15 protein-coding genes are annotated in these 12,898 nt (G+C 63.5%); 3 read left to right on the top strand and 12 right to left on the bottom strand.

All coding sequences use genetic code 11. From position 1 onward, the window contains the following. Nucleotides 1-2: 2 nt before the first annotated feature. From YU3_RS0118840 to YU3_RS0118810, 7 genes are all read right to left on the bottom strand, one after another. Nucleotides 3-767: an amino acid ABC transporter ATP-binding protein gene (locus YU3_RS0118840; protein WP_051333984.1), complete on the bottom strand. Its 765-nt coding sequence runs from the start codon at nt 765-767 to the stop codon at nt 3-5. Between the two features lie 10 nt (nt 768-777). Then, nucleotides 778-1,857: an amino acid ABC transporter permease gene (locus YU3_RS0118835; protein ID WP_027167721.1), complete on the bottom strand. Its 1,080-nt coding sequence runs from the start codon at nt 1,855-1,857 to the stop codon at nt 778-780. A gap of 3 nt (nt 1,858-1,860) precedes the next feature. Continuing rightward, nucleotides 1,861-3,024: an ABC transporter permease subunit gene (locus tag YU3_RS0118830; RefSeq protein ID WP_027167720.1), complete on the bottom strand. Its 1,164-nt coding sequence runs from the start codon at nt 3,022-3,024 to the stop codon at nt 1,861-1,863. Nucleotides 3,025-3,106: 82 nt separating this feature from the next. Further along, nucleotides 3,107-4,141: an amino acid ABC transporter substrate-binding protein gene (locus tag YU3_RS0118825; RefSeq protein WP_027167719.1), complete on the bottom strand. Its 1,035-nt coding sequence runs from the start codon at nt 4,139-4,141 to the stop codon at nt 3,107-3,109. An 89-nt stretch (nt 4,142-4,230) separates the two neighbouring features. Continuing rightward, nucleotides 4,231-5,178, bottom strand: a complete 948-nt coding sequence (locus YU3_RS0118820) for a LysR substrate-binding domain-containing protein (RefSeq protein ID WP_027167718.1) — start codon at nt 5,176-5,178, stop codon at nt 4,231-4,233. 84 nt (nt 5,179-5,262) lie between these two features. Beyond that, nucleotides 5,263-6,012, bottom strand: coding sequence for an SDR family oxidoreductase (locus YU3_RS0118815; RefSeq protein WP_027167717.1), 750 nt, complete (start codon nt 6,010-6,012; stop codon nt 5,263-5,265). Between the two features lie 12 nt (nt 6,013-6,024). Further along, on the bottom strand, nt 6,025-6,735 hold the full coding sequence (locus tag YU3_RS0118810) for an SDR family oxidoreductase (RefSeq protein ID WP_027167716.1): 711 nt from the start codon (nt 6,733-6,735) through the stop codon (nt 6,025-6,027). A gap of 14 nt (nt 6,736-6,749) precedes the next feature. Here YU3_RS0118810 and YU3_RS40660 point away from each other — a divergent pair, with 14 nt between their 5' ends. After that, the gene (locus tag YU3_RS40660) at nt 6,750-6,989 is read left to right on the top strand and encodes a hypothetical protein (RefSeq protein ID WP_156913513.1); all 240 of its coding nucleotides are present in this window, start codon (nt 6,750-6,752) and stop codon (nt 6,987-6,989) included. 26 nt (nt 6,990-7,015) lie between these two features. On the opposite strand, the gene YU3_RS36745 is transcribed toward YU3_RS40660, so the two are convergent. From YU3_RS36745 to YU3_RS0118780, 5 genes are read right to left on the bottom strand one after another with little or no spacing between them, the layout of a single operon-like run. Next, entirely contained in the window at nt 7,016-7,804 is a 789-nt protein-coding gene (locus tag YU3_RS36745; protein WP_036258866.1) for a FadR/GntR family transcriptional regulator, read from the bottom strand. 55 nt (nt 7,805-7,859) lie between these two features. Continuing rightward, complete coding sequence (locus YU3_RS0118795; protein WP_027167715.1) at nt 7,860-8,207, bottom strand: RidA family protein; 348 nt, start codon at nt 8,205-8,207, stop codon at nt 7,860-7,862. Between the two features lie 10 nt (nt 8,208-8,217). Further along, nucleotides 8,218-9,024, bottom strand: a complete 807-nt coding sequence (locus YU3_RS0118790) for an SDR family oxidoreductase (protein WP_027167714.1) — start codon at nt 9,022-9,024, stop codon at nt 8,218-8,220. After that, nucleotides 9,017-9,829, bottom strand: coding sequence for a shikimate dehydrogenase (locus YU3_RS0118785; protein WP_027167713.1), 813 nt, complete (start codon nt 9,827-9,829; stop codon nt 9,017-9,019). Before YU3_RS0118785 ends, YU3_RS0118790 begins: the two co-directional genes overlap by 8 nt. Nucleotides 9,830-9,832: 3 nt before the next feature. After that, complete coding sequence (locus YU3_RS0118780; protein ID WP_027167712.1) at nt 9,833-10,723, bottom strand: 2-hydroxy-3-oxopropionate reductase; 891 nt, start codon at nt 10,721-10,723, stop codon at nt 9,833-9,835. A gap of 104 nt (nt 10,724-10,827) precedes the next feature. On the opposite strand from YU3_RS0118780, the gene YU3_RS0118775 reads away from it, so the two are divergent. After that, on the top strand, nt 10,828-11,592 hold the full coding sequence (locus tag YU3_RS0118775; RefSeq protein WP_027167711.1) for an aldolase/citrate lyase family protein: 765 nt from the start codon (nt 10,828-10,830) through the stop codon (nt 11,590-11,592). Nucleotides 11,593-11,606: 14 nt separating this feature from the next. Next, complete coding sequence (locus YU3_RS0118770; RefSeq protein WP_051333982.1) at nt 11,607-12,824, top strand: FAD-dependent oxidoreductase; 1,218 nt, start codon at nt 11,607-11,609, stop codon at nt 12,822-12,824. Nucleotides 12,825-12,898 lie beyond the last annotated feature (74 nt).

Here is a 12,898-nt window from a genome sequence, read left to right as displayed (position 1 = left end):
GCTCAATGGCCCAGCACCTGCGACAGGAACCGTTGGGTACGCTCGTTGCGGGACGCGCTGAAGAATTCCTCCGGCGGCGCCTCCTCGACAATCTCGCCCGCGTCCATGAAGACGACCCGGTCAGCAACCCGCCGTGCGAAACCCATCTCATGGGTGACGCAGATCATCGTCATGCCTTCGGAGGCGAGTGTCACCATCACGTCGAGCACCTCCGATATCATTTCCGGATCAAGTGCCGAGGTCGGTTCGTCGAAAAGCATGATCTGCGGTTGCATGCACAGCGCCCGCGCGATTGCCACGCGCTGCTGCTGGCCGCCGGACAACTGTCCGGGAAACTTCATCGCCTGTTCCGGGATGCGGACTTTTTCCAGATAGCGCCGGGCTCTTACTTCAGCTTCCGCTCGAGGCTGCTTGCGCACGATCATCGGCGCCAGCATGCAGTTCTCCAGCACGGTCATGTGCGGAAAAAGATTGAAGTGCTGGAACACCATGCCGACTTCGCGCCTGATCCCGTCGATGTTGCCGACATCGTCGTTGAGCTCGGCGCCGAGCACGGTGATGCGGCCGCCATTGTGCTGCTCGAGCCGGTTGATGCAGCGGATCATGGTCGATTTGCCGGAGCCGGAGGGGCCGCAGACGACGATCTTCTCGCCGCGCTCGACGGACAGGTTCACGTTCCGCAGTGCGCGGAATGTGCCGTAGTATTTGTCGAGGTTTTCCAGGCGGACGGCAGGTCCGCCTGATTTGGTCGAATTGCCAGCAATCATATGTGTCTCCCTACCGTTCGCCGACCGCCATGCGGCGCTCTAGGAAGGCGCCATAGCGCGACAGGCTGAAGACGAAGATGAAATAGATGAAGGCGATGAAGGCATAGACCTCGACATAGGCGAAGCGCCATTCGCCGGTGCCGTAGGCGGCGTTGCCGGAGGCCAGTATCTCGAAGAAGCCGACGATCACCACCAGCGAGGTCTCCTTGAAGGAGATGACGAACTGGTTGATCGTGGCCGGCAGCGCGTTGCGCATGGCCTGCGGCAAGACGATGAGGCCGATGCGCTGCCAATAGCTCATGCCGAGCGCCATGGCGGCCTCTTCCTGTCCCGCCGGAACGCCCTGCATGCCGCCGCGCACGATTTCGGCCTGATAGGCGGAAAAGAACAAGGCCGATCCCAGGATCACGCGGTAGAGCTTGTCGCCTTGCAGCCATTGCGGCAGCGCGAAGGGCAGGACGATGGCGAAGGTGAACAGGATCGAGATCAGCGGCAATGAACGGACCCCATCGATGACGAGGCCGGTGGTTCGCGAAATCCAGGGCAGTTCCGACCGGCGCAACAGCGCCAGGCAGATCGCCAATGGGAAGCCGATCAGGCAGGTGGTGACGAAGATGAAGAGGGTCAGAGCCAGGCCGCCCCACGCCTCCTCGCCGACATAGGCAAGGCCTAGCACGCCGCCCTTCATCAGCACGTAGTAGAGCGCCGCTCCGGCTCCCCAAACCAGCGCAATGCGGCGGCCCGTCCAGAAGGCCGGAATGCAGCTCAGCACGGTCATGACCACCACGACGACGCAGGCCAGCGCCGAGCGCCATTGCTCCTCGAACGGATAGAGGCCGAAGAGGATGATGCGCCATCTGGCAGCGATGACCGACCAGCAGGCGCCGGCCGCCGCCTGGCAGGCTTCAGGCCCGCCGCTGGTCGTGAACACGGCCGAAAAGACGGCCCAGTTGAGCAGCTTCCAGACGACGAAAACCATGATCGCCAGGGATATCAGCGACAGCAGCGCCTGAAGCGGCGTCGCGAAGAAGCGGCGCTTGAGATCTTCGAGCCTGCCGGGAGCAGGGGGAGCGACAACGACCATCTCCATCTCTCAGCCCCTCAATTGATTGCCCTTGAGGGCAATGGCTCTGTTGATGCGGTTGAACACGGCGGCCAGGCTGAGGTTGATCGCGAGGAAGCCCGCCATCAGGATGCCGATGGCTTCCAGCGTCTGGCCGGAATGGTTGATGGTCAGCGCCACGATCATGAAGAAATCGGTGAAGCCCACCGCAATGCCCATGGTCGTTGCCTTCATCAGCCAGACATACTGGTTGGCGAGGATCGGCAGCATGGCGCGCAGCGCCAGCGGAAGCCGCACCAGCGTGAAGATCCGCCAGGGGCTGAGCCCCAGCGATTGCGCCGCCTCCATCTGTCCCTTGCCGACAGATTTGAAGCCGCCGCGCACGATCTCGGCGATGTAGGAACCGCCATAGATAGCGATGGCGATGGCTAAAGCGGAAAACTCGGGCGGAATGCGCAAGCCTCCCCTAAGGTTGAGGCCTTGCAAGGCGGGGAAGTCGACCAACGGCAGGTCCGGCAGCCGGCCAACCGCCAGGATGATCGCCGCGCAGACCAGGGCCGCCGCCGCGCCGGCGACCTGGATGCCGAGCCGCTCGCCGACCGGTCGGCTGAGGCGCGCTGTCCTACCCAGCCAGACCGGCAGCACGACGGCAGCGATCAGCGCGACTGCGGTGGCGACCATGGCCAGGTTGCCGACATTCGGAACCGGCACGTAGAGGCCGCGGCTGGTCAGCAGCATGCCCAAGCCCTGATGCGCGGCGCGCGGCGTCGGCAGGTGCGTGATGACCGCGTACCAGAAGAAGACCTGGAGGATCAGCGGGATGTTGCGGAAGATGTCGACATAGGTGCGGCCAAGCAGCCGCGCCAATTCGTTCGAGGAGGTCCGCGCCAGGCCGACGATCGTACCTACGACCGTCGCCATGAGCAGTCCGGTGCTGCCCAGGAACAGCGTGTTTATGATACCGATGAGGAAGTACCACCAATATGGATCATTGGCGGTGGCCGGCAGCAGCGAGAAGTTCACATCCCAGCCCGTCGACTTGAACAGGAAGTCGAAGCCGGAGGTGATCCCTTGCGCGGCAAGGTTCCGCCTGGCGATCATCACGCAGGCAAGGACCATCGCGGCAAGTGAGCCGACATAAAGGACCTGCAACAGCGCGTTGCGGACCTTCTGATTTCTCAGCAGGCTGACCATCGACCCATCTTTCTCGAATTACAGCCGGCTCCGCCTGGCAGGAGCCAGGCGGAGCCCAGAACGGGACAGCTCTTGACGTGGATCAGTCGATCACCAGCGGGAACAGGACACCGCCATTGTTCCACAAATTGGTCAGCTCACGATCCATCTTGTAAGGCGAGTCCTTGCCGAGATCGCGCTCGAAGATCTCGCCGTAATTGCCCACCTTCTTGATCACGTTGTAGGCCCAGTCGTCGGAAAGCCCGAGACCCTTGCCCATGCCTGGCGTGACGCCGAGGAACTTCGCCACCTGCGGCGAGGTCGGCTTGGCCTTGATCTCATCGACATTCTTGGAGGTGATGCCTTCCTGCTCGGCGAAGATCAGGGTGCTGAGCGTCCAGTTGGCGATGTCGACCCAGTTATCGTCGCCTTGGCGCATGATCATGACTTCCGGCTCGACGGCGAGCACGTCGGGCAGGATGACATGGTCTTCAACCTTGCCCTTGGCGATGCGGGCGATGGCGAGCGTCGGCCCCCACTGCGCGTAGAGATCGCAGCGTCCGGAGAAATAGGCCTGTTCGAGCTCTTCGGTTTTTTCAATGAGCACGGGCTCCAGCTTGATGCCGATCTTCTGGGTGTAGGCGGCGACCTGCTGCTCTTGCGAGGTACCGGCGGGAATGCAGATCGTGCCGCCATTGGCGTCCTTCAGCGACTTCAGGTTAAGCTCCTTGTGCGCCATCACCTTTGTCGTGCCGAGGTAGTAGGACGTCGAGAATTGCAGGCCGAGCTCGGTGTCGCGGCTGAGCGTGCCACCGGAGGCCTTGATGATGATGTCGACATCGCCCGACTGAAGCGAGGGCCAGCGCTGCGCCCAGCTGATCGGAACGACCTTCAGCTTTGCCGGGTCGCCGAACACGGCGGTCGCCACCGCCTTGCAAAGGTCAATGTCCATGCCCTTCCAGTTGCCCTTGTCGTCGACCTCTGCGAAGCCGAGATACGAGCCGTCATGGCCGGTGCAGTTGAGCACGCCGCGCGCCTTGACGGTTTCGAGCGTCTTGCCGCCCGCCGCTTGTGCCGGCGCCGCCAAATGCACGAGGCCAAGGGCCACGGCAGCGGCCCCCCATTTGATCATTTTCATGTTTGTTGTCTCCACTGTTGAGGTTGTTTCGTTTCTTGTTGTTGGAGCTCCGCAAGATGCTTTTCGGAGCCCGGTCTCGAAGCCGCTTGTCAGTCGGAAAGCGGGGTCGGTTTGGGCAGGGGAACCTTGAGATCGCTCCGCCAATCCTGCTGAGCCAGCCATCGATGGAGGGCGGCCACAGCTTTCACGCGCAGATGCCCGCGCGGGACCACAAGGTAGAAGCCGGGCACTTCCTCCGGCCTCATATCGGCAATTGCGTCGCGGCCGATCGGCGCGACCAGCGCACCCGAGCGGAAATCCTCCTCGGCGTCGATCACGGAGACCAGGCCCACGCCAATGCCTTGCAGGGTCGCCCGGCGCATGGTCGCCGCGTCGTCGAAGCTGATGCTGCGGTCGCCGTCGGTCAGCTCCACTCCGAGGTGGCGCAATATGTCCGGCCACAGGCGCTTCGACTTGACCGTGTCGAGCAGCGTGAACCGCGTGAGGTCCCGCGCCGACTTGATCTTCTCGCCGATCGCCGGGGTGCAGCAGATGATCTTCGGATCCGGCACCAGCAGCGTGGTCTCGTAGTCCGGCCAGTTGCCGTAGCCCCACTGGACAGTCATATCGATGTCGTCGCGCCCGAAATCGGGCAGGTCGACCATCGTGGTCAGGCGAAGGTCGGCGCCCGGCAGGATCTCGCGGAAGAGCGAAAGCCGCGGCAGCAGATAATGCGTGGCGAAATAGGGGCTGGCATTGAGGTTGATGCGGTCGCGGTAGTTCGACTTGGTGACGCGCCGAACGCCCTCGGAGAATTCGTCGAAGCCGGCCTTGACGTAGTGGGAGAGCAGAATGGCGGATTCAGTCAATTCGATCGAGCGGCCCTTGCGCTCGAACAGCGTCACCTGGAGCGTGTCCTCAAGCAGCTTGATCTGTTGGCCGACGGCCTGCGGCGTCACCAGCAATTCGTCGGCCGCCTGCCGGAAGCTCTTGTGCTGCGCGACGGCGTGGAAGACGCGCAGCGCGTTGAGCGAGGGGAGGCGAAGCTTGCCGGTCATGGTGAATTCCGCCTCCTTTCGTTCGAGACTCCGTCGATCATGCACTCGCGCTATCTCAGACGCCTCCGGCTTCTGAAAATTGATTCAAGCGTAGATGTAGCCACCTGAAACAATTACGTTTTCACCCGTCATGTAGGTGTTCTTCGGCCCACCGGTCATCAACACCCATTCGGCGATTTCGGTCGGCTCGGCGCCGCGGCCGAGAGGGCTTGCCTTGGCCAGTTCCTCGAGGAAGCCGAGGGCCTTTGCCTTCTCCGTGGCCATGCCGGCGGGCGCGACGGAATTCACCAGGATCCCATCCTTGGCGACATGATGGGCAAAGGAGCGCGTCAGGCTGACGACGGCAGCCTTGGTCGCCGCATAATGCGCGTTCTGCGGATGCGCCTTGAAGGCGTCGACGGAGGTCAGATTGACGATGCGGCCGCGCACATGGGCTTTTGGCTCCTGCGACTGCATGTGGCGAACCGCGGCCACCATCATGTGATAGGTGCCCTTGATGTTGATGCCGTTGGAAGCGTCCCATTCGGCGTCGGTGATTTCGAGCAGAGGACGGCGCGGATAGATCGCGGCGCAGTTGATCAGCGTGTCGACGCGGCCGAGCTTCGAAACGACGGCGTCGAAGGCGGCATGGCACTGAGGCCCAACCTGGATGTCGCAAGTCGCGGCCGCGGTCGGCAAGTTCTTGGCCTTCGCCGGTTCGAGCGCAACCTCAGCGGCCTCCTGGTTGATGTCGATAATGCCGATCTTGGCCGCCCCGGCCTCGACGGCCATGCGGGCCAGGAGCGCGCCGAGGCCGGCGCCGCCGCCTACGATCAGAACGGAGAGGTCCTTCATTTAAGGTTTTCCTTACTTGGTGCCGCTCGGCGAAGTCGGCCAGGTCGGCATGATGTCGAAACGGGTAACGTCGGCCCATGCCGGGAGCGCAAGCACCGCGACGACCATCCTGGCCACGTCATCCGGCTGCACCACCTTGCTGGCGTACATGGCCTGGCGGGCCTTGCTGTCGAGGATATCGTTGTAAAGCTGCGTCTCGACGCGGCCGGCGACGATCTCGGTGACGCGTATGCCGGACGGGGAGAGGTCGGCGCGCAGCGCGCCGGCAAAGCCGGAGATGGCCGCCTTGGTGGCTGCATAGACGGCAATGTTGGAGAATGGGGCGTGGCCCGCGACGGAGCCGGTGAACAATATGTGCCCGGACTTCCGCTCCCGCATCTGCGGCACGACGAGGCGGGTGAGGAGGATCGCCGCGCTGAGGTTCACTTCCAGCGTGGTGTCGATGTCGGCGATCTTCATGTCGGCGAAATTGCCGAGAGGCGGCATGATGCCGGCATTGTTGATCAGCACATCGATGGTGATATCCGCCAGCACCGATTCCAGCGCCTCGCGGTCGGTGACATCGACGGCGACCGGCACGATACCCGGACGCTCGGCCTGCAATTCCTTGAGTGCGGCCTGACTGCGGCCGACCGCGTAGACGTCGTAACCGGCGTCGCTCAACGCGATCGCCATGGCTCGTCCTATGCCGCTCGTGGCACCTGTGATGAAGGCTGTCGTCACCTGGGCTTCCCCGATTGCTTGATGTTCAATTTGCGGCCTGGGCCGATGCCGCGAAACCAAGAAAAGCAGCAAAAAGGAAAGATAAACTTTCGAAAGCCACTGCGGTGTTTGAAACGTTCTACGCTGCTTGCGCGAACTTCAAGACCGAAAATCAAAGGAAAACAATGCTTTCGGCGCGCAGGCGGAGGCTCCCGCCGGTCGATCGAACAAAAACATGGCTTTCGCAACTGCGTGGCGGATTGCCTTCGGCGTGAGCGTTCAGGATCGCATCTGACGCGGGCTATCCGCCCGTCGATAGCGGCCTTTTCATCCTGGTGAAGAGCGAGGCCGCGGAGGCCTTTTGCTCGGCATCCGTCGCCTCGACCCCCGACGCCTTTGCCAGGGCGCGCACACGCCCCAGGCTGTTTTGCAGATGCTTGCGCATGGCCTGGCGGGCGGCGCGGCCATCCTGCCTTTCGATGGCATCGACAATGGCTTCGTGCTCGCGGTGGATGCGTGCGTAGTAGCTGTCCTTGAGTGCCGGCTCTACCACATAGCCAAGCTGGAAGCGTGGCACGATCATCGGCCCGAGATAGCTCAGGAAGCCATGGATGAATTCGTTGTGCGCCGCCTTGGCGATCGCAAGATGGAAGTCGTAATCGTAGTGGATCTGGACGGCGGCGGGATCCGCCTGCTGGGCGTCGATGTGGTCCATCATCGCCCGGATGTCGCTTGCTTGCCCGTCGGTGCGGCGTTCCGCGCAGAGTCCGGCGGATTCCACTTCGACACTCAACCTCAATTCAAGCAAGGCGATGGTTTCCGGCAACGTCCGCAGCGCCTCGTCGGGGATCGAGAAATTGCGCGGGACGGGCGTGTCGCTGACGAACATGCCGCGCCCCTGCTGGGGCACCACCATGCCCTCAGAGCGCAATCGCGCCGCCGCTTCGCGCACGACGGTACGGCTGACGTCGTATTCGGCGCAGAGCTCCGCCTCGGTCGGCAGCTGCGCGCCTGGCTGCAACTGTCCGGAGCGGATTTTTTCGGCCAGGCTCTCCGCCACCAAGGTGGAAAGCGGCTTGCGCTTTGTCATTGAGATCCTTTCGACCAGTCCAGATTCGCGATGATGCCTGAACCGGCAAGACCATTCAAACCGCCGCTGTGACGATGAGTTCGACAAGCATCCCGGGCTTGGCCATCCGTCCTTCGCCCGAAGAGCGCGCCGGCGCATGTTCCTTCGGCATCCAGCCATCCCAGACCGTGTTGACCTCATCGAAATCGCGCACGTCGTCCAGCCACATCTGGACGTGAAGGATGCGGGTCTTGTCCGTGCCGGCCTTGGCGAGCAACGCGTCGATCTTGCCGAGCACCTCGCGCATCTGGTCGGCGGCGGATTGGCCCGGCCGGGCAACCTGGCCGGTGAGGTAGAGCGTGCCGTTATGGATGACACCGTGATGGATGCGGGTGTCGAAATCGAAGCGCTGGATATCGCTCACAGGTTCTCTCTCAAATTGCCGGCTTCTGCCGGATGGGGTTGCCTTGCAAGTACTGCGCGTAGGGCGCCTGAACGAGCCAGCCGGCATCGACGGGGAGCGTGACGCCGGTGATCGACGCGGCACGGTCGGAGCAGAGGAACAAGGCCGCCTCGGCGACATCGCGCGGCTCGACGAAGCGGCGCAGCGCGGTCGTGGCCTGGATCGCTTCCGGATTGCGCTCGCCCTTGGCAATCTTCGCTTTCAATCCATCCGACAGCGTGTAGCCGGGCGCCACGGCATTGACGCGAACCCCATGCGGGCCGAGCTCGGCGGCCAGCATCTGGGTAAGCGCCAGCACCGCATGCTTGCCGGGCGTGTAGGCCGGCAGCGAAAGCGGCGCGAAAGATGCAAGCGAGCCGACATTGAGGATCGCGCCTCGCCCGGCGGTCGACATCAGCCGGCCGAACACCTGGCAGCCAAGCAGCGTGCCGCGGTAGTTGATGCGCCACATCCGCTCGTCTTCGCCAAGGTCCTGATCGAGCACATGCTTGCCGCTCTGCAGGATGCCGGCGCAGTTGACCGCGACGTGAGGCGTGCCGAACGCATCGCCGACAGCTCGCGCCAGTGTTTCGACCGAGGCCGGATCGCCGACATCGGTCTGGACGAAGAGCGCGCGCGGCGCGCCGGCGCTCTCGCATGCGCCGGCCGCGTTCTGGCCCCGAATGGCGTCGCGGCCAGCGACGACCACCTGATAGCCGTCCTCGGCAAAGCGCTCGGCGATCGCGCGGCCGATGCCGGACGTGCCTCCGATGACGATGGCTGTTTTCGCGTCAGCCATTGCGGCGATCCTTCCGCTCGATGTCGAAGAATTCGGCCATGGCTTCGACCTGGAAATCCATCATCGGGCGCCCGGGCTGGATGCGGCAGCCGATCTCCTGCGCCGCCTTGAGCAGGGCGGTTTCGGCCGGCTCCATGATGATGTCGACGACCGTCATCTCCGGTGTCAGCTTGCTCACATCCATCGGCAATGGATCGCTGGCTTTCAGCCCGGACGGCGTGGCGTTGATCGCCATGTCCATGCCGGATGGATCGGCTTGGCCGACCTCGATCCGGCAGCTGGGAAAGGTCTTGTTGACCAGCGAAGCGAGTTTTTGCGCGCGTTCCTTGTCGATGTCGGCCAGACGGATTTCCGCCGCGCCTTCCTCGGCAAGGCAGTAAGTCAGCGAGGCGCCGGCTCCGCCGGCGCCGACCTGGAGGATGTGCTTGCCGGCGATCCGGTGTCCGCCCGCCTTCAGCCCTTCGATAAAGCCGACGCCGTCGAAATTGTCGGCGTACCAGGTGCCGTTCGCCTGCCGGCGCACGGAATTCGCGCTTTGCACGCGCGCGGCGCGATCATGGGCTGTGGCGCATTTGTGGAAGACCGGGACCTTGTACGGCACCGAGATGATCACGCCCCGGATATTCTCCGCGGCCGTGATGCCGGCCCAGAAGGTGTCGAAATCTTCCGGGCTGCAGCTCAGCGGCACCATCAGGCTGTCGAGCCCTTTCTGCTCGAAGATCTCGTTGAAGATCCCGGGGCTCTTCGCATGGCCCACTGGGTGGGCCAACATGACGAAGATGTCGGCCTTTCCGGTTCCGCGCATCGGTTATTCCTTTCCGTTTGACAATTCGTGATCACTCAGGATTTCGAGGGCCCGCACGAGCGACGAATGGTCGGCTTCCGCGCCATCCGTCCGAGCGGTACAGGCATTCATCAGCTTCTGCGCCGTCGCCGTGCCCGGCAAGGCAACGCCGAGCGCGCGGGCGCTTTCGAGCGCGAGGTTGAGGTCCTTCTGGTGCAACCGGATGCGGAAGCCCGGCACGAAGGTGCGGGCGATCATGCGTTCTCCGTGCTCTTCGAGCACGCGCGATGAGGCGAAACCGCCCATAAGCGCGCTACGCACCTTGGCCGGGTCGCAGCCACCCTTACTGGCGAAAACCAGCGCCTCGGCGACCGCCTCGATGTTGAGCGCGACGATGATCTGGTTGGCGATCTTGCAGGTCTGGCCGGCGCCGTTCTTTTCGCCGATCAGCGTGATGTTCTTGCCGAGCTTCTCAAAGATCGGCAACGCGCGCTCGAACTCGGCGGCCGGCCCGCCGACCATGATGGTGAGGCTCGCCGCTCTGGCGCCGACCTCTCCGCCGGAGACCGGCGCATCGAGATAGCCTGCTCCGGCTTCCCTGAACTTCGCCGCGAATTCGGCCGTGGCGATCGGGCTGATCGAGCTCATGTCTATGACCAGCTTGCCGGCCGAAATTCCTTCGAGCACGCCGTTTGGTCCAAGCAGAACACGCTCAACGTCAGGCGTGTCGGGCAGCATGGTGATGACGATCTCGGATGGCCTTGTCGCTTCGGCAGGGGATGCGACCACCGATGCCGTCAGGTCCTTCGGAAGAGGGGAGCGGTTGAGGACCGTGACGATCTCATGCCCGGCACCGGCGAGATGCCGCGCCATCGGCGCGCCCATCACGCCAAGCCCGATGAAGCCGATTTTCATGCGCAACTCCCGTGCGGCGTCGGAGCGCCTTGCAGTTCAAGTGAGGCATATGATATAGGACATCATACAAATTTCAATGCACCTTCTTTGGAGGCCGGTCGCAAATGCAGGAGCGCGTCAATTCGCTGAAAGCGGCCGTACAGGCCGGCCGGGCTCACATCGGCATCTGGTGTTCGCTGGCCTCGGCGCTTACCACCGAAGTCGTGGCAGGCTCCGGAGCGGGCTGGCTGCTGATCGACGGCGAGCACAGCCCGAACGATCTGCGCAGCATCATGGCGCAGCTTCAGGTCGCGGCAGCGTTTCCCTGCGAGTCGGTCGTGCGCCTGCCGTCGGACGATCCCAACCTGATCAAGCAGGCGCTGGACGTCGGCGCCCGCAGCCTGATGATCCCGAATGTGCGCGCGGCGGACCAGGCACGCGCAATCGTCGCCGCGACGACCTATGCTCCGGGCGGGTTCCGCGGCTTCTCGGTCGGCCACCGCGCCAACGCGTTCGGCCGCATCGCCGATTATCACGCCAAGGCGCGCGAGCAGCAATTGCTTGCCGTGCAGATCGAGGACGAGACCGGCGAGGCCAATGCGGCCGAGATTGCGGCTGTGGATGGCGTGGACGTCCTGTTTGTAGGGCCGGGCGATCTCTCCACCAACATGGGCGCGATGGGCAATCCCGGCGCCACGCATGTGCAGGAAGCGATATCGTCCGTGCGCAAGGCCGCTGCTGCCGCAGGCAAGGCCAGCGGTATCCTGGCTCCCTTGAAGGCCGATGCGGACCGCTATCTCGCCGACGGCTTCACCATGGTCGCCGTCGGCTCCGACCTTGGCCTGCTGGCGCGGGGCTCGGACGCCCTGATCGCCTCATTCAAGCAGTAGAACGGAGAGCAGTCGTGGCGATCCCTCCTTACAAGGCACCTTCGCGCGACGCTTATGACATCGTCATAGTCGGCGGCGCGGTCGTCGGCTCGTCGACGGCCTATTGGCTGAGCCAGGCGCTGGGCAACGGCGCCTCGATCCTCGTTGTCGAACGGGACAGCAGCTACGAGTTCTCCTCGACCGCGCTTTCCACCAGCGCCATACGCCAGCAATATTCCAATCCGATCAATGTGAAGATCAGCCAGTTCGGCATCGAGATCATCCGTGGCTTCCAGGAGCGGATGGCGCCGTTCTACACGAATGAGCCGGCGCCCGATCTCGGCTTCAAGGAGCACGGATATCTTTACTGCTGCTCGCCCGAAGGCGTGGAAGCGGCGCGCGAACGGGTCGAGCTGCAGCGCAGCCTCGGCGCCCACACCATGTTCCTCGAGCCAGGCCCGCTGAAGGAGCGGTTCCCGTGGCTGAATGTCGACGACCTCGGCGGCGGCTCGTGGGGCGCACGCGAAGAGGGTTGGTTCGATTCCATGGGCATGCTGAACGGGTTCCGCCGCGCGGCGCGTGCCAGCGGCGTCGAATATATCGACAATGCGGTGACCGGATTGGACATCGCCGATGGCTGGGTCGTTTCGGCCCGCCTCGCGACAGGCGAGACGGTTTCGTGCGGAACGCTGGTCAATGCCGCCGGCCCGAGGGCGCAGCAGGTGGCGGGCATGGCCGGCCTCTCCATCCCGGTAGCTCCCTACAAGCGCTACAGCTTCGTCTTCGCCAGCGCCAATCCGATCCCTGGACGGATGCCCAACGTCATCGACCTTTCCGGTACATTCGTGCGTCCGGAAGGCGAGCTTTTCCTCACCGGCAACACGCCGCAGGGCGATGGACCGGCCGATTACGACGACTTCGAAATGCATTTCGAGGAATTCGACGACTATATCTGGCCGGCGCTGTGGCACCGCATTCCGGCCTTTGATGCGCTGAAAGTCCAGACGAGCTGGACCGGCCACTACGAATACAACATGCTCGACCACAACGGCATCGTCGGCTTCCACCCGGCGGTGAGGAACTTCATGTTCGCCAACGGCTTTTCGGGACACGGCCTGCAGCAGTCGCCGGCGGTCGGCCGGGCGGTGTCGGAGTTGATCGTCCACGGCACCTTCCAGACGCTCGACCTGTCGCCGTTCTGCTACGAGCGCATCCCGCGCAACGCGCCATTTCTGGAAGAAGCGGTGATCTAAAGCGTGTCGCGCTGAAACAGATTCAGGCGACACGCTTTAAGTCTTTGTTTTTATGCATGTCGTTGCCCCAGAAC

This window comes from Mesorhizobium sp. WSM3224, assembly GCF_000427725.1.
Classification (GTDB): domain Bacteria; phylum Pseudomonadota; class Alphaproteobacteria; order Rhizobiales; family Rhizobiaceae; genus Mesorhizobium.
This window is presented reverse-complemented; position numbering and strand designations above follow the sequence as displayed.